Source organism: Vibrio diazotrophicus, assembly GCF_038452265.1.
In the GTDB taxonomy this organism is placed as follows: domain Bacteria; phylum Pseudomonadota; class Gammaproteobacteria; order Enterobacterales; family Vibrionaceae; genus Vibrio; species Vibrio diazotrophicus.
Genome location: NZ_CP151843.1, coordinates 371,079 through 391,949 on the forward strand (window position 1 = coordinate 371,079; position 20,871 = coordinate 391,949).

General features: G+C 41.7%; 18 protein-coding genes and 1 pseudogene. 10 read left to right on the forward strand and 9 right to left on the reverse strand.

Translation table 11 applies throughout. From position 1 onward, the window contains the following. The 5 genes from AAGA51_RS16950 (at nt 1) to AAGA51_RS16970 (ending at nt 6,563) form a co-directional block, all read left to right on the forward strand. Nucleotides 1–1,161: an ABC transporter permease gene (locus tag AAGA51_RS16950; protein WP_042480889.1), complete on the forward strand. Its 1,161-nt coding sequence runs from the start codon at nt 1–3 to the stop codon at nt 1,159–1,161. Next, the gene (locus AAGA51_RS16955; RefSeq protein WP_042480888.1) at nt 1,161–2,849 is read left to right on the forward strand and encodes a dipeptide ABC transporter ATP-binding protein; all 1,689 of its coding nucleotides are present in this window, start codon (nt 1,161–1,163) and stop codon (nt 2,847–2,849) included. The genes AAGA51_RS16950 and AAGA51_RS16955 overlap by 1 nt, the downstream gene beginning before the upstream one ends. A gap of 63 nt (nt 2,850–2,912) precedes the next feature. Further along, on the forward strand, nt 2,913–4,883 hold the full coding sequence (locus tag AAGA51_RS16960) for a methyl-accepting chemotaxis protein (protein WP_042480886.1): 1,971 nt from the start codon (nt 2,913–2,915) through the stop codon (nt 4,881–4,883). A gap of 314 nt (nt 4,884–5,197) precedes the next feature. Beyond that, nucleotides 5,198–5,986: a DNA-binding transcriptional regulator KdgR gene (kdgR, locus tag AAGA51_RS16965; protein WP_042480882.1), complete on the forward strand. Its 789-nt coding sequence runs from the start codon at nt 5,198–5,200 to the stop codon at nt 5,984–5,986. Between the two features lie 226 nt (nt 5,987–6,212). Next, on the forward strand, nt 6,213–6,563 hold the full coding sequence (locus AAGA51_RS16970) for a helix-turn-helix domain-containing protein (protein ID WP_042480880.1): 351 nt from the start codon (nt 6,213–6,215) through the stop codon (nt 6,561–6,563). A 123-nt stretch (nt 6,564–6,686) separates the two neighbouring features. Here the strand turns inward: AAGA51_RS16970 and AAGA51_RS16975 are convergent, their stop codons facing one another. The 3 genes from AAGA51_RS16975 to AAGA51_RS16985 all read right to left on the reverse strand — a co-directional run bounded on the left by AAGA51_RS16975 (nt 6,687) and on the right by AAGA51_RS16985 (nt 8,412). Beyond that, nucleotides 6,687–7,010 carry a cupin domain-containing protein gene (locus AAGA51_RS16975; protein WP_042480878.1) on the reverse strand — a complete coding sequence of 108 codons (324 nt, stop codon included), beginning with the start codon at nt 7,008–7,010 and terminating at the stop codon, nt 6,687–6,689. Between the two features lie 13 nt (nt 7,011–7,023). Then, nucleotides 7,024–7,542, reverse strand: a complete 519-nt coding sequence (locus tag AAGA51_RS16980) for a YgjV family protein (RefSeq protein WP_042480875.1) — start codon at nt 7,540–7,542, stop codon at nt 7,024–7,026. Between the two features lie 327 nt (nt 7,543–7,869). Beyond that, a complete protein-coding gene (locus tag AAGA51_RS16985) occupies nt 7,870–8,412 on the reverse strand; it encodes a helix-turn-helix domain-containing protein (protein WP_042480872.1) in 543 nt (180 codons plus the stop codon). 98 nt (nt 8,413–8,510) lie between these two features. On the opposite strand from AAGA51_RS16985, the gene AAGA51_RS16990 reads away from it, so the two are divergent. From AAGA51_RS16990 to AAGA51_RS17000, 3 genes are all read left to right on the forward strand, one after another. Further along, the gene (locus AAGA51_RS16990; RefSeq protein ID WP_042480871.1) at nt 8,511–9,671 is read left to right on the forward strand and encodes a benzoate/H(+) symporter BenE family transporter; all 1,161 of its coding nucleotides are present in this window, start codon (nt 8,511–8,513) and stop codon (nt 9,669–9,671) included. 281 nt (nt 9,672–9,952) lie between these two features. Beyond that, nucleotides 9,953–10,648: a hypothetical protein gene (locus AAGA51_RS16995; protein WP_042480869.1), complete on the forward strand. Its 696-nt coding sequence runs from the start codon at nt 9,953–9,955 to the stop codon at nt 10,646–10,648. A gap of 169 nt (nt 10,649–10,817) precedes the next feature. Then, on the forward strand, nt 10,818–11,270 hold the full coding sequence (locus tag AAGA51_RS17000) for an EF-hand domain-containing protein (protein WP_042480864.1): 453 nt from the start codon (nt 10,818–10,820) through the stop codon (nt 11,268–11,270). Between the two features lie 60 nt (nt 11,271–11,330). Here the strand turns inward: AAGA51_RS17000 and AAGA51_RS17005 are convergent, their stop codons facing one another. Beyond that, complete coding sequence (locus AAGA51_RS17005; RefSeq protein WP_042480861.1) at nt 11,331–11,873, reverse strand: glutathione peroxidase; 543 nt, start codon at nt 11,871–11,873, stop codon at nt 11,331–11,333. Between the two features lie 299 nt (nt 11,874–12,172). After that, nucleotides 12,173–12,931, reverse strand: coding sequence for a DUF2931 family protein (locus tag AAGA51_RS17010; RefSeq protein ID WP_042480856.1), 759 nt, complete (start codon nt 12,929–12,931; stop codon nt 12,173–12,175). An 87-nt stretch (nt 12,932–13,018) separates the two neighbouring features. Here AAGA51_RS17010 and AAGA51_RS17015 point away from each other — a divergent pair. Further along, nucleotides 13,019–13,189, forward strand: a pseudogene (locus AAGA51_RS17015) (3-oxoacyl-[acyl-carrier-protein] synthase III C-terminal domain-containing protein); the annotation flags it as partial. Between the two features lie 153 nt (nt 13,190–13,342). On the opposite strand, the gene AAGA51_RS17020 reads toward AAGA51_RS17015, so the two are convergent. The 4 genes from AAGA51_RS17020 to AAGA51_RS17035 are packed head-to-tail and all read right to left on the reverse strand — an operon-like array spanning nt 13,343 to nt 19,014. Then, nucleotides 13,343–14,095 carry a DUF2931 family protein gene (locus tag AAGA51_RS17020; protein ID WP_042480853.1) on the reverse strand — a complete coding sequence of 251 codons (753 nt, stop codon included), beginning with the start codon at nt 14,093–14,095 and terminating at the stop codon, nt 13,343–13,345. Further along, nucleotides 14,085–16,184 (reverse strand): phospholipase effector Tle1 domain-containing protein, encoded by a 2,100-nt coding sequence (locus AAGA51_RS17025; protein WP_042480849.1) that lies wholly within the window; start codon nt 16,182–16,184, stop codon nt 14,085–14,087. Before AAGA51_RS17025 ends, AAGA51_RS17020 begins: the two co-directional genes overlap by 11 nt. Then, nucleotides 16,181–16,960, reverse strand: a complete 780-nt coding sequence (locus AAGA51_RS17030) for a DUF4123 domain-containing protein (RefSeq protein ID WP_042480847.1) — start codon at nt 16,958–16,960, stop codon at nt 16,181–16,183. The genes AAGA51_RS17025 and AAGA51_RS17030 overlap by 4 nt, the downstream gene beginning before the upstream one ends. Next, complete coding sequence (locus AAGA51_RS17035; protein ID WP_042480844.1) at nt 16,957–19,014, reverse strand: type VI secretion system Vgr family protein; 2,058 nt, start codon at nt 19,012–19,014, stop codon at nt 16,957–16,959. Before AAGA51_RS17035 ends, AAGA51_RS17030 begins: the two co-directional genes overlap by 4 nt. Before the next feature lie 555 nt (nt 19,015–19,569). On the opposite strand from AAGA51_RS17035, the gene glgC reads away from it, so the two are divergent. Continuing rightward, nucleotides 19,570–20,826, forward strand: a complete 1,257-nt coding sequence (glgC, locus tag AAGA51_RS17040; protein WP_042480841.1) for a glucose-1-phosphate adenylyltransferase — start codon at nt 19,570–19,572, stop codon at nt 20,824–20,826. Nucleotides 20,827–20,871 lie beyond the last annotated feature (45 nt).

Here is a 20,871-nt window from a genome sequence, read left to right on the forward strand (position 1 = left end):
ATGACTACGTCTGCTATTCGTAATCTTGGGCATCTGTTTAAGCGCCGCAAGAAAACTATTGATTTAAGTACTGCAACTCAGTGGCAGCTTATAGGCATGAAAATGCGTCAGCACAAGCTGGCATGGTTCAGTTTGAAGTTTTTGATCATTGTGTACGTTATTGCTGCGTTTGCCGAGTTCTTTGCACCGTTTGATCCGAGTGATAACTGGAGACGCTATACCTATGCTCCGCCACAATCTGTGAGCTTGTTTGAAAATAGCCATGATGGATGGCGCTGGGCTCCTCATTTGGAGTTTTATAAGAGTGAAACAGATAAGCGCACCTTAAAGAGGCATTATCAGTTGGATCCAGAGACTAAAGTTTACTTTTCATTCTTTGGCAAAACAGAGTCTTATGAACTGATGGGCTTTATCCCTATGAGCTACAAGTTCATCGTGCCGCACGATACCAAGCAACCTTTCTTCATTTTGGGTTCAGATCGTATGGGACGAGATATGTTGTCGCGTCTTATTTATGGTGCACGTATTTCATTGTCTGTTGGCCTTATGGGGGTATTCACAACATTTGTTTTGGGTATTTTGATCGGTGGTGTGTCGGGTTATTTTGGCGGTACGGTAGATAACATCATTCAACGCACGATTGAGTTCATCAAATCGATTCCGACACTTCCGCTGTGGATGGCGCTATCGGCGTCTCTGCCTGCTGAGTGGAGCTCACTAACCAAATACTTCTTAATTACCATCATTTTGGGCTTAGTTTCTTGGCCTGATATGGCTCGAGTGGTGCGCAGTCGCTTTATGTCATTACGTGGTGAGGAATATGTGGCTGCTGCTTGGTTGGATGGTAATAGCCCGTTTGAAATTATCCGACGTTATATGGCACCGAACTTTATGAGCCACATTATCGCTGTAGTGACACTCGCAATTCCTATGATGATTTTGGGTGAGACAGCATTGAGCTTCCTTGGCTTAGGTCTACAAGCTCCAATGGTGAGCTGGGGTGTACTACTTCAAGAAGCACAAAATATTCGAGCTTTGGCTGAAGCTACTTGGCTACTCATTCCTGCGGTAGCGGTAATTATTGTTATTCTAGCGATGAACTTCGTTGGTGATGGTCTGCGTGATGCCTGTGACCCATACCATGATCAGGGAGCAAAATAATGAGCGATAAAATTCTACAAGTTAAAAACCTTAATGTGAGTTTCCCGACCAGTATGGAGCACTTCCATGCGGTTAAAAATGTGTCATTCGATTTGTATCGTGGTGAAACACTGTCTGTTATCGGCGAGTCGGGCTCAGGTAAGTCGGTCACTTCGTCTGCAATTATGCAGCTCTTAGATAAACCAGGGCGAATAGATTCCGGTGAGATTCTTTACACCACCGAAACGGGTGATGTTATTGATATTGCACAAATGGATCCACGCAGCAAGAGTATGCGTTCATTACGCTGTTTCAACTTTTCACTAGTTTCACAAGAGCCGATGGCAGCGTTGAGCCCAGTGCACACTGTCGGTGATCAAATCAAAGAAGTTTTGTGTCTGGTTGAACCAAGTATCACGAAACAGCAAGCACACATGAGAGCAATTGAACTGCTTGAACAAGTGCAGATGCCAGAACCATCAAGTTTAATTAATAAGTACTCATTTGAGTTATCGGGTGGTCAGAGACAGCGTGTCGTGATTGCAATGGCCATTGCGTCTCGCCCCGACGTTTTAATCGCCGATGAACCGACAACTGCCCTTGATGTCACTACACAGGCAGAGATTTTAGATTTGTTTAAGAAGCTGCAAGATGAAATAGGTATGGCGATTCTGTTCATCACTCATGACCTTGGTGTAGTAGCACAAATTTCAGACAGAGTTGTGGTGATGGAAAAGGGAGAGGTGGTTGAATGTGGAAATATTCGCCAAGTCTTTGAACGTCCTGAACATCCATATACCAAAAAGTTGATGGAAGCGACGCGATCTCTAGAAAAACCTTCAAAAGTGAAAGTGCCATATTGCTTGCAAGAGGGCAGCAATGTTCGTCCAATTCTGGATTTGAACGGTGTAACGAAAGTTTTTCATAAGCCTGCAAAAGTGTTCCAGAAAAAAAGCACGATGACAGCGGTTGATAATGCTCACCTCAAATTGTATCCAGGTGAGTCGTTGGGCATTGTGGGTGAATCTGGTTCGGGTAAGAGTACTTTAGGGCGAGCCATTCTTGGTATGTCTCCGGCGACATCAGGTACGATTCAATACGTTGATGAAAAAGGTAACGTTGACATTGAGCTATCTGACTACAAACGTGTGGTACGTGACCCGCTGTTTGCAGATCTTCGATTGATATTCCAAGACCCTTGGTCGTCGTTAAATCCACGTATGACTGTATTTGATATCATCGAAGAGCCGTTAATTAAACTGCGTACTGAAATGAACAAAGCGGAACGTGAAGAGCGTGTTCGTAATATTATGAAGTGGGTTGGGTTGCCACCTCAGTTCTCAAGCCGTTATCCCCACGCATTCTCGGGTGGTCAGAGGCAACGTATCGTTATTGCTCGTGCGTTGGTCACTATTCCGAAAGTGGTCATTGCAGATGAAGCAACGGCAGCACTGGATGTATCACTGCGTTCACAGGTTCTGGATTTGCTTATCGAGTTCCAGAACGTGTATGGCACAGCATTCATCCTCATTACCCACGACATTGCTACGGTGAAGTACTTCTGTGACCGAGTATTAGTGCTACAACACGGAAAAATCGTGGAACAGGGTGCGGTGGAACAGGTGATATACCATCCGGAACAGGCTTATACCCAACAGTTAATTTCAGCCGTTCCCGTCGCTGAGTTAGCGCCTGAAATATCCGTTTAATTCTATTATTCATAGCCTTCTCATTAGGGATATTGAGAAGGCTTCTTTCGTTGGAGATCTAGCATGAGTATTTGGCACAAAATGTCTATTGTTGGTAGGTTCTATTTTGTCACTAGCCTTTTGCTGGTGGTCATTACAGCGATAGGAGGCATTGGCTATTGGCAAAGTCAGAAGCTGACGGAGCAGTTAGATTACATTGGCAAGTTTTCTATGGATGAGTTGTCTCGCTTATCGGTCGTTGAAACTGAGTTGGTCGATTTGGAAAACGATATCGCTAATTTTGACACCGATACATGGAAAGAGATCAGTGAACACGTACTGGTTCACGTCAACTTCTCAAAACAAGAAATCGCTCAAATTGACAATCAACACAATGGGTTAAGTTTACAGTGGGTGGTACCAGAAAGCTTTGAGCAAGATTTTCAACGTTTGATGAACATGATGGAGATGCACGGTGAACTGTTATCGGAGCAGAAAAAACGCACACAAAACTACCGCTTACTTTCTTCACAGGTAAAACGCTTTATTTATACCTTGAGCGCTACTGAGAAAGATATGAACAGTGCCATGATGGTGGAGAACTTAAGTAGTCGTTTAGACTCCCTTATGTTCAATACAGACAAGGCATTGGATTCAACCAACCTAGAAGAGGTTGAAACTTTTTTCGTCAAGAACAAAGAAGTCAGTAACCAAATCATTGCTATGGTTTCGGAACTCGCCGAGCGCAGTAACAGTGTGTCGAAAAAAAATCAGAAGTTAATTGAATCACTACTAGCGCACGGTACTCAGCATGATGGTGCGGTTTTTAATCATTTACAGATGATCAAGTTATCTGCCGAAGAGAAAAGCATTACGCAGAATCTCTCTTTTCATGTGCGAGAACAAATAAATGCTTTAGAGACCTTTAGAGATGTTTTAATTGTTAAAGCCCAAAACAAGGTCTTGGAAGTAAAAGAACAGCAGAGTCGTTATATGTTGCAGTTGGTTGCCTTCATCGCAGCTGTGGGGGTATTGTCATTAGGGCTTGTCATCGCGACTTCTCGAAATATACAAGCTGGCTTAAGGGCACTAAGAGCGGTTCTAAATTCGATGGCAAATCGTGATCTCACCTTGCAAGCATCGTATAGCAAAAGTAGAGAAATGGCGTGGTTGGCTAAGCACGTAGAATCGGTTCGTGAGCTACAGTGTGGACTATTGGGGCAACTGCAACAATCCTCTCATACCCTGAATGAGGTCGTGGAACATAACAGCGTCCATGCGCGCCAAACTGAGCTAGCGTTAAAACACCAAGTTGAGTTAACCGATGAAGTCGCTTCATTAACCGAAGAGATGGAGGGCGTTATCAAACATGTGGCTCAGCAGGCCAAAGCAACCAGCGACAGAATGGCGTTAGCGGTTGATGAATCTCAAAAAGGCTATGAACATATAAAGCTCAATGACCAGTGCATTGTTTCGACTTCAATGTTACTCGATCAAGCAGTAGAAACGATTGACCATCTAGTAAAAGATGCTAAGCAAATAGAATCGGCCCTTGCGATGATCGAAGAAATTGCAGATCAAACGAACTTACTCGCATTGAATGCAGCGATAGAAGCCGCTCGGGCAGGAAAACATGGCCGTGGCTTTGCCGTTGTTGCTGATGAAGTTCGCCAATTAGCGACTAACACCACGCAATCAACCAACGGTATTTTGGGCAACATTCAATCGCTGCAACAAAGTGTTTCTCAATCGGTACAACTGATTCAACAATGTAAAAGTAGCATGTTAGAAGCCACACACAGCTCTCAAATTTCTTATGATGCGGTGAAGGAAGTAAAACTATGCATTGATACTGCTGCCGAGATGTCACATGCAATATCCGTTGCAACGTCGCAACAACTGACAACAAGTCATGTCATGGTGGAAAAGTTGACGGCAATTAAAATCAGCGCGCAAAACAATACCAAGAGTGTTGAGGCTCTTTCCGATAGCATCAGTGAGATCAAGCAAGTCTCTTCTAAACAGCGCGCCTTAGTCAGTGACTACGCCATCTGAGCTCAAGATAGATAATGTTAATGAAACTGTATGTAATTTCTTGACTATCAGCCATTTTTTGTTGAAAAGGCCATGAAAATCACTAAAACAGTTCACTTCGGCGATTAATTGTGAAAAAAGATAACTGAACCCTATTTTTTTTGAGCACATTATTTTAAATTAACGGGTGGACGTTTAGTTGTTTGGAAACGTGTTTTAGTTTTTTTGAAAGCTGCTCTAGGCGGCATTCTATCTGAATCGAGCTCATGCCAACTGCTCATTGGGCGATAAAGAGTATGTCGATAAAAATGAATATGAATAATAGGTAAGACAAGATGACAGCTGACAAGCAACCCGAATCTGTTTCTTCCGTATTGAAGACATTTGGTATTTTACAGGCACTTGCGACGCAAAAGGATATTGGCATCAGTGAGTTAGCTCAAAGATTAATGATGTCTAAAAGCACGGTATATCGTTTTCTGCAAACGATGAAATCTCTTGGTTACGTTGCTCAAGAAGGTGAAACCGAGAACTATTCGTTAACTCTAAAGCTGTTTGAACTCGGTTCAGCTGCACTTGAGTATGTTGATTTGGTGGAGATAGCGAACATCGAAATGCGTCGCATCTCCGACCTGACTATGGAAGCCCTCCATCTAGGGGCTCTGGACGGTGATAGCATTATCTATGTGCATAAGTTGGATTCTAAATACAACTTACGTATGCAGTCACGTATAGGACGCCGCAATCCGCTTTACTCGACGGCAATCGGTAAAGTATTGCTATGTACTCGCCCTGAGCAGGAAGTTCGCGACATTCTTTCTGAGGTTGAGTTTGTTCAAACAACAGAGCGTACGCATAAAGATGTGGATTCTTTACTCGTTGAGCTAGCGCTGGTTAAAGAGCAAGGTTTTGCAGAAGATGTGGAAGAACAAGAAATCGGCTTGCGCTGTATTGCCGTACCTGTATACGACCGTTTCCATCAAGTGATCGCGGGCTTAAGTATTTCTCTTCCAACCATACGTTTTACCGAAGAGAAGAAAGTGGAATATGTTACTGAGTTGCATGCTGCTGCTCGACGTATTTCTAAGAAGCTAGGCTGCGCTGACTATCCATATGCAGACTAATTAACAACGTTTAATATATAAAAGCCGTGTATAGCCTCACCTATACACGGCTTTTTTACTTTGGGCTGTTTAAATACTAAACAGATTCTTTCCTTGAGATATTGCAACAGCAAAATGAACGGAAATTGCCAAAACCTTGGACAGAATCTCACTCTGGACTGACATTTTTCTTATGATGATTTGGCATTGTACTTATATGTTTGAGTGATGTTTTAAGAGATATGACATGGAATTTTGCCAAGAAGATCGAAGAGCCTTATATGATGTATGGATGTCGCAAAAAGCGAAAATGCATCTTACCCAAATGGAAATAACCAAGCGTCTTGGTGTCAGCCAGGTGGAGTTTTCAAATCTTCTACGTGGTACCGAGCCTTTATCTATGTCATTCGTGACAAAGTTCTGTAAACACTTACACGTTGAACCGGAAAACGTATTACCAACGTTGAGACAGAAGAGTGGAAGAGGGGAGTCTGTCGTTTATTTGCAGAACCGAGTCAGTGTGGATGGTGAGATTCAGAAAGTGCACGTGGAAGGCAATCAAGTCATTATTGAATATGTGCATGTAGCGAAGTCGTAATGAGAATGGGCGCGATTTAAGATTGTAGATTGATAAAAAAAGCCAGTCATAGAGACTGGCAAGGAGATCGATGAGTTCCTATTTCTAGGGTGTTGTCATGTCGTTGTTTTAATAAACTTTTGATCAGGCGATGAAGTCTTTACGCATTGGCGTAAAGTTATCTAGCAAGACACCTTTTTCTAAACAAACACAGCCGTGCATTACGTTTGGTTCTTTGTAGAGCGCGTCTCCTGCTTTTACGATTTTCTTTTCATCACCTATAGTGAATTCGAATTCGCCGGAAAGAACATAAGTCAGTTGTTCGTGCGGATGGTTGTGTAGAGTACCGACCGCACCTTTTTCAAAATAGACTTCTACGCTCATGATGTTCTCGCTGTATGCAAGGATTTTGCGAGATATACCATTGCCCAGATCTTCCAATTTTACGTCTTTGTTGTATATGAACATAGCTTGTCCTTTCTTATATAACTTCTGATGGAATTGCTGCTTTCTTTTCGTCTCTAACTAAGCGATACATGGTCAGCAAGTTAACGCAAATCAAGGTCGCTTCAAGCATGGTTCCACCAATGGAACCTACGATTATATTGTTGATTAACCAGCAGACTCCTCCAACTAAGAAGGCAATGCGCATCGCTATCCCCCTGAGCATAAACACAGCGAATGTCCCGATAACAGTCCCAACAATCGGCCACATGTCCCACCAGTGGTTTGAAATACTTAACCCTAAAGTTAGACCCAAAACTATAAATACAGCGGCAACATATCTAGAGGAAGTATAAATCGATGTCCCGGTCCTTGCGGCAGATAAGGCAGCACTTAAAGCCGAAGTCATTGAACCGAGTAACAAGTAATGCAACAGATGATTCATATTGAAAATCAACATAATGATTTTCAATTTACGGTCATCTTTTTGATAAAACGTTGATATACCCAAAGCAAAACTGACTAACCCTAAAGCCTGAGCCAAAGAAAAATCCATCAAACTCTCACACTCGAAAAGTAATAGACAACTGAGCAAATCATAAAAATTACTCAGAACCCTTTTCAAATGGACTGCGCTTGATGTTTACCTTTTGACATGCTCAGCGAGCCATTTTGCCTATCCACTCTTCCCACTGATGCTTATCAAATACAGATTTAACAAGTAATTAGAAGCATTTAGTAAAATATTCTTCATCAGTATCTGAGTGTTTTATCGTTGGTACGATATACAAAAAAAGCATTAATTACAATTAATATTAAAACACCTTTTCAGTAATGTGTGGGTGATTAACTTTTTTAAATCAGCGTTTAGATATAAAGCTACCTATCTTCTTGGATAACAGACTATGTTCTGAAATACAGCCTTATCTGTAACCGCTTGATAGCCATGGGGTTGATCTGCCATGAAACGAATGCTCTCTCCTTGACCAATAAGGTGCCATTGCCCCTCAAAGTAGAGATTTAGTTCACCACTTAGAACGTGGACATGCTCTATTACCCCTACATCATGGGCTTCCGACATCTGTTGATGCTGATCGGTTAAGGTTATTTCGAACATTTCAAATCCAGCGTCTTCATTAAAGGGGAACAACGTATTTACTTTCATTTTGGGATCGTCAGGAAAGATCAGCTCACTGCTTCGTAGCTCTGGTTCATCAGCAAAGAAAGCTGAAAATGAGGTTTCTAATCCACTGGCAATCTTCCAAAGTGTTGAAATGGTTGGGCTTGATTCGCCTCTTTCGATTTGCCCAAGCATGGCTTTTGAAACTCCAGTTAGCTTTGATGCTGCATCTAAACTCAACCCTTTGTTTGTTCTTAGAGCACGTAAGTAGTTGGCTATTTGAGTTTTGAAAATGGTGTCATCCACAAATAAAATCCTTGTTGTGCGTTATAGCGCACGGTGATATTCTCAGCTACGTACGTTATAACGCACGACTAAAAGGATTTCTAGGAAAAGGGTATGAAATGCAAAAAGGAATGTTTAATTTAAGTCACGTTTCGGCAGGCTTTACCGCAGTATTAGTGGGTTACACCAGTTCGGTGGTGATAATTATTCAAGCTGCAACGGCCGCGGGTGCTACTTCTTCTCAAATAGAAAGTTGGTTGCTGGCTCTTGGGTTAGCAATGGGCCTCACTTCGATTGCCTTTTCCTGGTATTTCAAGAAGCCAATTTTAACGGCTTGGTCAACGCCGGGAGCGGCTATGCTGGTAGCTGTAGTCGGGCAATATGATATGTCAGTGGTGCTAGGCGCATTTGTCATCTCTGGCTTATTGATTGTATTTACGGGGCTGATATCACCACTGAGTAAAGCTCTGGCTAATATCCCTCCGCAGTTGGCGACTGCAATGTTGGGAGCTATTTTGCTTTCGTTCTGCGTGAAAACCTTTAGCCCTGTGATGACAGACCCTATTATCTTCTTCTGTATGTTTGCCGCATTTTTAGCTGGAAAGCGATTTCTGCCTCAGTACACTATGGCGATATTGCTGCTTGTTGGTATTGTTTATTCAGTGATTAGTGGTGCATTCGACAATCAAAGTATTGATCTGACGTTTGCAAGACCGGAGTGGATCTCGCCGAGTTTTAGTATCGCAGCGATGATCAACCTGAGCTTTCCGCTTTATATCATTACTATGCTTTCTCAAAACTTACCCGGTATTGCCATGATGAGATCGCACTCTTATGAAGTTCCAGTCAAGCCGTTGCTTCTTGGTAGTGGTTTAGCCAATATTCTGTTTGCACCTATAGGCGGCTTTAGCGTGAATTTAGCAGCGATATCCGCGGCGATTTGTATGAACAAAGAAGTCGATGAAGATCCCGCTCAAAGATATCGTGCTGTGATTTGGGCAGGCATCTTTTATTTGATAGCCGGTGTTTGGGCGACCACGGTGGTGGCAACGTTCCTAGCTCTGCCTAAAGAAGTGACGCAGATTCTTGCAGGTCTCGCCTTGCTCGGTACCTTATTGATGTGTTTTCAGACGGCTTTTAAAGACGAAAATATTCGTGAATCCGCTCTATACACATTTCTGATCACCTTGTCTGGAGTGACATTTCTTGGGATTGGTTCTGTGGTGTGGGGCTTAGTTGTAGGGCTGTTGCATGTACACTTTATAGCCAAGAAAGTGTAGATGATTGCTGCAAAGGTTTTTGCTTGCGAGAGCTTCCAGTGATTTAGATCTATACAGAGCTTGTCCTCAAATGATCTATCGAGTTTTGCAGTAACGGGTGTGTGATTGTTCTAGAGTTCTACATTCTTAATATTGCTATTAATTGAATTAATACTAGAAATTTCTAGACGGTACATTAATGAGTTAGCTAGGATTACTACACGAAAAAGAATGTGTGTCTGGTTACATATTTAATAGAACTGACTTAACTTATTGAACCAGCATATAGGTGGAGAACCGCAGTGAGTGTGAAGTTAAATCCCAAGTCTATATTTTTGACGTTTCTATTTATAATCGTCCTTCTTGTTATTGCCAACTTGGTTGGTGTATATGCTCGGTTCTATCTGAATTTTCCTCATATTAAGAGCTTTATTCGTCTTGTCGATGTTGATACAGAAATGAACATTCCAACCTTGTATTCTTCATTTGCGATGTTTGTTGCAAGTAGTCTACTTGCGTTGGTTGGCTATATGCATCGGGTGAGAAAGGAATCTAGTTTTCCTTGGTTTGGCTTAGCATTTATCTTTATCTTTTTATCAATAGATGAGTCATCAGAGTTTCATGAAATGCTCGTTGGCCCAGTGAGAGAGACTTTACATACTTCAGGTGTTTTCTATTTCGCATGGGTTATTCCATATGGCATTGTGGCAATTGTGTTGGGTACTGCTTACTTTCGATTCCTGCTGAATTTGCCAAAAAATATGTTGGGACTGTATCTGCTATCTGGCGTAGTGTTCTTATCAGGTGCGATAGGGCTTGAACTGGTGGGCGGTGTGATCGCGCAGAAATCGGGAACAGAGTCGTTTATTTATGCCATGAGTTACACCTGTGAAGAAACGCTGGAAATGTTGGGTATTGCTCTTCTCATCTACACAACTAGCCGCTATATCGTTCAAGTATTTCCTAGTACCAAACTTGAATTTGTAGAGTCAAAATAATCTAGTATTTATTCGCATCAAGGTCTTTGGTTATGAAAGAAATCAGAGGCCTTTTTAAACTCTGATTCCAATCTTTATTTTTAAAACTATTTACTTCATTTATAGGGCTGCAGTTAGCGTTAACTATTCTATTATTAAAAGGTCTTTAGTCATGAGTAGGTACCTAACTATGAACAAACTAAGTGTCGGATTACTAGTGTGTGCGAGCGTATTGTCTGTTAACAGTTTGGCGAGTGAAGAGACAGATACTCGACCAATGAGAATTATGCCTTCATTTGAGAGCGTGGACACCGATGGTGACGGCGTGATCAGTATGTCTGAATTGGATACATACCGTTCAAGTATGCCCATGCAAATGAATCAGGGAAGTGATTCAACTACGAATGCAAAACAATTGAATAAGAGAGACTCAGTGAGCGCATTTGCCTCATTCGATAAGAACAAAGATGGTGTGATTACCCAAGAAGAATTTGCAGCCCATAGTCGTTATTCAAACCCTGGTAACGGTACAGGTGAAATGAAGATGTATAAAGAAGAAAAGACTAACCGCAACAAATCTAAAAATGATAATGGTGGTGGCAACAGCAACAACAGCAACGGAAAAGGCAATAAAAATAATTAAATAGATAAGACATAATCCCCTGAACTTGATGGCTCGGGGGATTAAATACTGGGTAAGGAATTATGCTAGAGCTTTTTCAATCGCCTTAGCTAGAATTTCGTGGTCTGGAGTCATATCTGGAGCAAAATGCCCAATAACTTCGCCATCCTTACTTACTAGGAATTTTTCAAAGTTCCACATAATATCGCCTTCTTTCGCTTCGATACCATGACCTTTGAGCTTTTCTGCAAAACCGCTTTCTGGCGCAGTAGTGCGCTCTGGTAGAGCAGAAAACAGATGTTGGTATAGAGGGTGACGACCTTCGCCGTTAACTTCGATTTTGCTAAATAGAGGAAAAGTTACGCCAAAACGCATGCTGCAAAATGACTGAATATCTGCCTCTTGACCTGGTTCTTGTGCGCCAAACTGATTACATGGAAAACCAAGAATCTCTAATCCATTCTCTTTTTCAGCTTGGTAAAGCTTTTCTAAACCTTCATATTGAGGTGTGAGACCACATTCAGAAGCAGTGTTAACGATCAGCAGTGTTTTACCTTTAAAGTCAGCTAGCTTTTGCTGTTTACCTTCGATTGTCACTAAATCAATATCATAAATTGAGCTCATTATTCTGTCCTTGTATTCCGGTTGAAGTACTTTTAGTTTCTTATTTTCTCAATGAAGTTTTAGCGGCAATAGCCGAGACTTCAAGTCTGATTAACGTTCACAATATCAAGGTATCGCACAATTATATTGTGAGCAATGATAAATTAGTTAACGGGTTAAAGACGAATCGATTTCTATAGTATTCAAGTATTCTGTTAGAGAGAGGTGACAATAGAGATAGTAGAGAGCGTTCTTACCGTTAAACTAAGAGGCATTTAAATTATTATCTGTGTTAGTTGCACGAAATAAATCTTAATTATCTATTTCAAAGCATCATCAAGTGTTTGCATTGTATCTCTTTTTTTGTTGTACCAAACTTTGTCTACTTTATCCCAAGGTATTGGGTCTATAGTGAGGCTCTCCTGTTTAGCGGCGTAATAAGCACTTGAAGTTTCTTTCGTCCAATTTGGGTTTCTTAACTCGGAGCGAGCAGGGGCAAACACTCCAACATACGTATAAATATTGCACCCCTCCAGCCAAAGTTTTGCTCGTCCATCGGGTAATAATCCGAACTTAAAAGTAGTCTGATAGCAGTTTTGTCCTTCGAATCGCCAACTTGGATGTGGATAAGGCTTTTTCATGGCGGCCTTTATTTGTGGTGTAACTTTTACCACGGTCGCGTAATGTCTATTAGTGAAACTTGAGTTCCAATAGATATAGAGTTCATCTGGCAGAGTTTTGTAACCTAAGCCAATTTGATTGGGAGTAAAGTCTGAATGTCCAAGTGCAATTCCATAGCCATCATAGTCTCGCCGTTGTAGGTCTTCCCGAATGTAATTGATGTTTCTTCTGCTATCGCTTAACAATAGTTGACTATATGGCAGCATTAGACTTGTCCAATCATTCTTTTCATTCACTCCATAAGCTTCTGTTACGCCGGATACGTAGACCCATGGTATAGCGACTCCTATTCTCCATGGATGGAATCGTGCGTCTTGAGGGAAGTCGTCAGTGGTTGAACATGCTGATGCATTCGAAGCCATAAGTATCACGGCTATAAGTTTTAAACTACTGTTCACATTCAAGTTCCTTACGTTGATAAGTATTATCAACCAACTTGGCTTTAAGTGGTTTGATAGCGCCAGCTCCTATACTTACATCAGATGCGTGCAGTGTGTGGTATGGGAGCTGCTTTTCAGCAAGTACAGCAACGAAGCGGTCGGTCAAGCGACGATGTTGATGTCGTTATTCTACACCTAGCGAACATTCGTATAATCCAGTCGTTGTGTGATGTATCAGGTATCAGTCAAGACAAAGCGTTTGTAAACATTCAAAATTAAGGTAATACATCCGCATTGAAACTATGTACCGAGTAGATTGATGTTCATTTGAGTCCAATACGCCTGATGAATTTTATCGGGCGTATTAGATTTTGGAGAAGTACTCGGTCGATATATATCAACTAACATTTTGTTAGATGTTTGAATCTACTATCTCAACGCTTCTTCAAGTGTTTGCATTTTATCCCTTTTTTCGTTGTACCAGACTTTGTCTACTTTTTCCCAAGGTATTGGTTCTATAGTTAAACCTTCCTGTTTAGCCGCGTGATAAGCACTTGAAGTTTCTTTCGTCCAATTTGGGCTTCTTAACTCGGAGCGAGCAGGGGCAAATACTCCAACATACGTATAAACATTGCACCCCTCCAGCCAAAGTTTTGCTCGTCCATCGGGTAATAATCCGAACTTAAAAGTAGTCTGATAGCAGTTTTCTCCCTCGATCCAAGGATGAGGATAGGGTTTCTTCATGGCGGCTTTTATTTTTGGTGTAACTTTGACCACGGTTGCGTAATGTCTATTAGTGAAACTTGAATTCCAATAGAGATAGAGTTCATCTGGCAGAGTTTTGTAACCTAAGCCAATTTGATTGGGAGTAAAGTCTGAATGTCCAAGTGCAATTCCATAGCCATCATAGTCTTGCCGTTGCAGATCTTCCCGAATGTAATTGATGTTTCGTCTGCTATCGCTTAACAATAGTTGACTATATGGCAGCATTAAACTTGTCCAATCATTCTTTTCATTCACTCCATAAGCTTCTGTTACGCCGGATACGTAGACCCATGGTATCGCGACTCCTATTCTCCATGGATGAAAACGTTCGTCGTTAGGGAAGTCTGCTCTGGCTGAGCAAGCTGTAATAGCAGGGATTAGTGTAAGTATTGAAACAATCTTAAAGTTACACTTCACATTCGTACTCCTCTCTTAAATAGCGGTTATCTTTCAAATTAGGTATAAATGGTTTGATTACTCCGCTACTCAAGCTTTCATTTGAGGAATGATGTATAAGGTTAAGAGACTGGAAGAGCTTTGTGAGTTTTGGGGAGCCGAGAGTCTCTTGCAATTCTATAATGTTACCTGATTTGGCTATGTCCATAGCGTGTTGGCAAAATTCGCCAAAAGGGAAAGGGGGAGCATTTTTGTTGGGGTAATACAGACTCTTAGGGATGGTGTAGTATTCCACTTTACCAATATTACTATCATTGGACTTGTTCCATACTACGTTACTACCTTCCGAATCATCGAAAGGGACACCATGATGCACTGCAAGCCCGAACATCACTCTTAAGTACAATCGAGATAAATCGCCTTCTGTACAGTTACGATACAATAACCTCGCTTCTGCATACTTATTGTCTTTGGCTGCAAAACGAATTTTATGTTTAGGTATAAGATAGCTGTCTATACTCCAGCCATGTGACTGATCGAAATGCTTTGATTTTTCTAGCTTGGATAGCATTGAATTAACTATGCGTGTTTCCTCAAAACGGGGAATATTGTCTTTTGAGATAGACTTAATTAATTGGTTTTCGAGTAACGGAAGTAAGTAGCTTTTATCACTAAACGCTTGTCTAGAATGGTAACCTCCTCCTATATCTGAATGAGCGCCCGGCACCACTATTTCATCAAAGTGTGGTGCTTTATTTAATAAGTTTACACTGAAGTTGTGGCGGTATTCAGTATGGCTACTTGCTACCAGATGAACGGCTTTCGCTACGCGGTCTGGGTTTAACCAGAGTTTGATAGGACCGTTATCATTATCATGTGCTGAAAAGTCCAGCTCCCAAAAGTTTGCCACTGCCGCAACGGTATCGAACAATCCCGCAAAGGCAATGCAGCAATGTTCATTACTATTCCAGTCGAAATTATGAGTCAAATAAAAACGATGGGATATGCATGCATTGGAAAAAGGTTCTTGGAATAACCTATCGTTATTATCAAAAACGGTATTTATAAAGTGTCTTGCCGCCGCCGCACCTCGACTGAATCCAAAAACATCGAATTCAACTTTATTGAATCCATCTACAATGAAATGCCTTTTTGCATTTGAAATAATAAGTTCCATTTGACTACAGATTTGTTCTATACCAGTTTTTACTTTCTCCAAGACTCCGTATTTACCTATACCCATGCCTTGACCGCATTCTTGATCTTCATCAGCGGGAGCTATCTCTGTACTGTTTCCTGTAGCAATTCCTGTTATGTATTGAGCATGATAGTAAGCATCTTTGTTATTGCTGAATTCATTATTTCTGTATAAATCAAACAGCTTTTGAATATTGGTGAGTTCGTTTTTTGCGCTAGCACATTCAAGGTTTTCTATTTCTGGTGGGTATTCAAAACATTTATCTATTAGCTCTACGGCCGATAGGTGTTCCTTAAATATCCCCTTGTCACGTAGGATGGCGTTTGAAGCCTCATACGATGCTTTCCAAAGATTCACATGTTTATCGAGTTGCTTTTTGCCCCATTTGGCACTGTAGGTGTTGTTTGCTGTACCATCAAAAAATACTCCCAGACGTAAAGTGATATATCGACACCCTTGAATGGTTATATAGTGACTCTTGCCTGTGACGAGGTTTGGCGTTTCACATGCATTAGCGAGGTGACGTTTAGGGATCTCTTGATTTGGTTTTAGTTGAATGAAATCTCCCAAAGCTAATGTTTGACTCTTCCAAGCGCTTTGGTTGTAACCATGTGGATGTAAACTAAGCCAATCCTTGAGACCTTTGGCTTTACCTTCTGCAGGTAAGCGACTTTGAGTTGCTTCTAGCCACAAATCGTTTTCTAGTGTTATTGACACACGGCCTGAAGCTAATGAGTCTAAAAAGATTGGGTGTTCTCCAACAGTGATTGGATAAGTAGCACCACAAGCACCTGTGAGGATGCCTTTTATGTTTGGGAAGGGCCTATTGTGTTCATCACGAATCACAATTTCTATCCAGTCTTTATATTGTTCACAGCTGAGGCAACAACTGTTAACGCCAAGTGTACTCATGCTTTAACCTCACTAAATTTTACTAATGTGGTAGCGTCACTGCTGGATAAGTGGAATTTTTTGGTTATGTCTGCGATAGAAGAGTTGCTTGTTACTAGCAGTTGTGAAAGAGCATAGAGTTCAGCGTCATCACTAGACCACTGCTGATTTGATGCATAGATAAGTGCGTCTTTAATGATGATATTGGAAGTAACGTTAGCCTCCATGACTTCGGGTATGACATTCCAAAAACGTCTATCTAAAATCTGACAATGAGTATCTAAGTCATAGGAGTTCACTAAATGCTCAGGTTGAATAACCCACCAAGGTTCTTCATTCTTTTTATGGCAATCATGTAGCGGATTGTTCAAAATGAAGACTTTCTCGAGGTGGCAATACCGTAACGTTTTAATGTTGCCCATAAAAAGGTATTTTTCTGACTCTTGCATTAGGTTTAACATGGGCGCGATGACTATAGGGTCATAAAATCTAAAAAGAACCTCTTCACCGTCTAAGCCAGCAAGCAGCAGGCTGCGCAGATGGTTCAACACTTCATTTGTAGGGTAGTCTGATTCCAGCAGCAATCCTTGTTGAAGGAGTTCTTCATTTAGAACTGTTAACGATTCAGAGGGTAGCAGCCAAGGTGACATCGGCATCAAGTCTTTAAATTGACCGATACAGAAAAGGGGAATGGCTTCATCTGCTGGCATGTTTTCATAGAGTGCCTTTTTAAATAGATCAGCGGTAACCAACCAGTAGATGTGATTTGAATGATCTAAAACCCACTCTTTCATCATCTATTCTCTTTTACTAGTGGGCATGTTTTAACTGCCGGTACGTGATTTTTTTCAGCGTTCAAAAGTTGCTGATATGAGACTTGACTGGAGCTTTTTACTGGAGGTTGTCGTTTTTCAACACCATTTGGGAGTGTGGGAGATTGACCGTTATATCCGCTTCCGTTACCTGCTCGACCGCCGGAATTCAGGTTGATGGCTGGGCCTACGATACTGACACCAGAAGCGTCTATTTTGACGAAACTACCAGCGGCTTTAAATGTGATTTCTGCTCCTGCTTCAATGACTATTTTGGTGCCACTTTGTAAGTGAATTTCACTTCCTGCGATAGTGGTATACAGGCTACCCACTTTATGGTGATGGTTACCGCTTATTATTTGGGTGAAGTCTTTCACGACTTTTAAGCGGCTTTCTCCGTTTACAGTGATGTGCTGATTGTTTTTGATATAGCTAAATTGGTCGTTATCAACCGTTAAGTGCTTGTCCTGTTTTATGTGGGTTGAATGATCATTGAGAACATCGGCTTCATAATCTTTTTGAGCATGCAGATAGATTTTTTCCTCGTTGGCTTGGTCTTCAAAACTGAGCTCGTTAAATCCTGTCCCTTTATGGGTTTCAGTGCGGATAACGGTTTTGGTTTTGTTCTCCGGCAGCAAGTAGGGTGGAGTGTTTGTTGCGTGATAGGTACGCCCTGTCACGATAGGTTGGTCAGGGTCGCCATTTAAGAATGAGACAATCACTTCATGGCCTATGCGTGGAACCGCTATAACACCGTATTGGCTTCCAGCCCAGCTTTGCGATACTCGAACCCAACAAGAACTGTGTTCGTCTCCTTTCGAGTATCTGTCCCATGGGAAGTGAAGTTTTACACGTCCGTGTTCATCACAGAAAATCTCTTCGCCCTCAGGCCCGACGACGGTGGCAATACAGGGGCCGTCCACTTGATGTTTCGCCATTGGCGTAGCTTGCCAGTGTATGTGTGCAGGAATCAGTTTGAGTTGGTTTGAGTAGGTGGTCGCGCCATGCCCACCGGCTTCTTCTAAAGCTTGTGGCTGGGTTGCGGAATGTTGAGCATAAACGACCAGCCAATCGCGATTATTGGTGTCGTCCAGATGTTCTTCTAAATCAAATTTATATCCCGCTTGAAGTGCTGGCTCGTTGCTTTTCGCAATTGCTGTCTTCGCTTCTCTGCGCAAAAAGCCTAATCGAGCTTGGCTGTAAGATTTGCCGTTTTCGTTGTCTTTGAATCGTCCTGGAAAATCAAAGTGTTCGTATGTTTCTAATTGGTAATCCAATTCAGTGCCAGCGCTAGTTTGGCGGAAAAGATAATCGGGCTTTTTGAAGCTATAGTCAGAAAGCTGAATCTCAGAAACATCGGATTGAGTGCTCTTGATGAGAGAAAAAACGAAGGTAGAATCCGCCGTTCCACCAGCGGCAGCATTGTAAGGAATTGGCGTATTGAGCTTTGGTTGAGTATTGCTGTCATCGTTAAAAAATAACGTGTGTTTATCATTCTTATGGGCGAAGTGGTAAACGATGCCTTCTTCTGCTGCGAGTCTTTGCACGAAAGCCAAGTCACTTTCACGGTATTGAACACAAAACTCACGCTTCTTTTTGGGCTGTTTCAAGGTAAAGACAACATCACTGATGCCCATTTCATTCAATAACAAGGTGATGATTTCAGGAACGGTTTTTAACTGAAAAATCCTACAATTTTGGCGCAGCGACAAACGCTCTAATGAGGGAACTAGTGTGACGGAATAGTAAGAGTGTGAGTGCCCAGTGTCACCTTGGCTGAAACTTCGAACGATGCCGTTGACCTGCTGAACCTCCTCTCCGTTTCTGTACACCTTCAAATGCGCATTTCGGTCGACGATATTGTTAGCCGTGAGGTTTGCCCGACGGCTTGCTAAATCAATGTAGTAGCGAAATCCATAACAAGTATCACCGTTGTCTAAAAGGGTGTCGGATAGAGATTCATAGCCTTTGTATTCGCGTACAACAAACGTGTCTTCAGGTAGTCCATCAACCGTTAACGTGAAATTAAGCTTTGTCATGTATCCCTCTGAACAACGTTTATCGCATACGAGTAGAGGGAGTAGGCAAGTGAAGTGCCAATTATAAAGTGTCTATATTTCAGTGGCTTAATGATTTTTTATCAAGTGGTGGGCAAGTTTTTACTAGTCAGCGAGCAATAAGTGACACTTGGTGCAAGTTTTTACTTGGATGTATTCACTATTCGCAAAAGGTGAACTCAGTGTGTAGCCGAGGAGTATTAGACAATAGTTAGGCATAACACTGGAGCAAATAAAGTTTGTGACTTCAAACAGCAAAACAACCGAGAAGTGAAGCAGGCAAATAGGTTTCGACCTAGCTTTAAAGTAAGTGAGACTTGTAGGTGGGCAATGCCTTGTTAGTTCTTTAATTATTTCAAATTAGCTCAACCTGTCTAACTGCAATGCCCTGAGTTAGTCACAGTTTAACGGTTGATTGAACGATATAGTAACTAACATAGATTCAATAGACAGCACCGCTGCCCGTTCTTTAACTACGCCTTTTAATAACAAAACTAACTAATAAATCTATATAAATCGTACGCTCAGGAGGCCTCTATGTCCCATAACTATGACAGACATATCAGTAATTTGACTAAAGATACATATGCTTTGATATTGGCAGGAGGCCGTGGTAGCCGTCTTTTTGAACTCACTGATTCTCGAGCCAAGCCAGCTGTTTATTTTGGTGGCAAGTTTCGTATTATCGATTTCCCATTATCAAATTGTTTCAACTCAGGTATTCACCGAGTAGGTATCGCAACTCAGTATAAATCACACTCGTTGATCCGCCATATTAGCCGTGGTTGGGGAAGTTTTAGGGCTCAACAATTTGTTGAAATTTTGCCAGCTTCACAACGAACCGGTGATGATTGGTATGCTGGTACAGCAGATGCGGTATATCAAAATATTGATATCATTCGTTCTCATAATCCTAAATACATTCTAATTTTGTCTGGTGACCATGTGTACCGCATGGATTATGGTACTTTGCTCGCTGAGCATGTGGCGAATAATGCCGATATGACAGTCTGTTGTCTTGAAGTCGATACCGAAGAAGCAGCGGGCAGTTTCGGTGTTTTGACTGTAGATTCTAAAAGTAAAATTGTTGCCTTTGATGAGAAACCAGCACAACCTAATGAGATTCCGAATAAACCGGGTAAGTGTTTGGCTTCAATGGGAAATTACCTGTTTAATGTTGATTTTCTCTTCAATCAGCTATTAAAAGATGTGGATACCGAAGGCTCGACCCATGATTTTGGACACGACATCATTCCTTCAATTATTAATGAGAGCAATGTTTTCGCGTACTCTTTCAAAGACCCTGACAGTGACAATCAACCCTATTGGCGTGATGTGGGCACATTAGACTCATTTTGGGAAGCCAACATGGAGCTTGTTACTCCTAAGCCACAACTTGATCTTTATGATAAAGCTTGGCCAATTTGGACGTATCAAGAGCAGCTTCCACCTGCTAAATTCATTTTTGACAACGACGAACGACGCGGAATGGCCGTAGATTCAACGGTATCAGGAGGGTGCATTATTTCAGGCTCTACCATACGAAAATCATTGTTATATTCGAGTGTTCATGCCCACTCATACAGCCTTATCGAAGAGTCAGTGTTGTTGCATGGTAGCCATGTGGGTGAGCGTGCTAAGTTGAAACGAGTCATCCTTGACAGTTATTGTAGTGTCCCTGCCGGCTTATGTATTGGTTATGATAGAAAGCAAGATATAGCGAATGGTTTCCGCGTGACTGAAAAAGGAGTGACCTTGGTCACTAAAGCTATGCTGGATAAACTCGCAAAATAAACGTACCGAATTATTGCGATAGGGAAACTCTAGTCAAAGGCATCG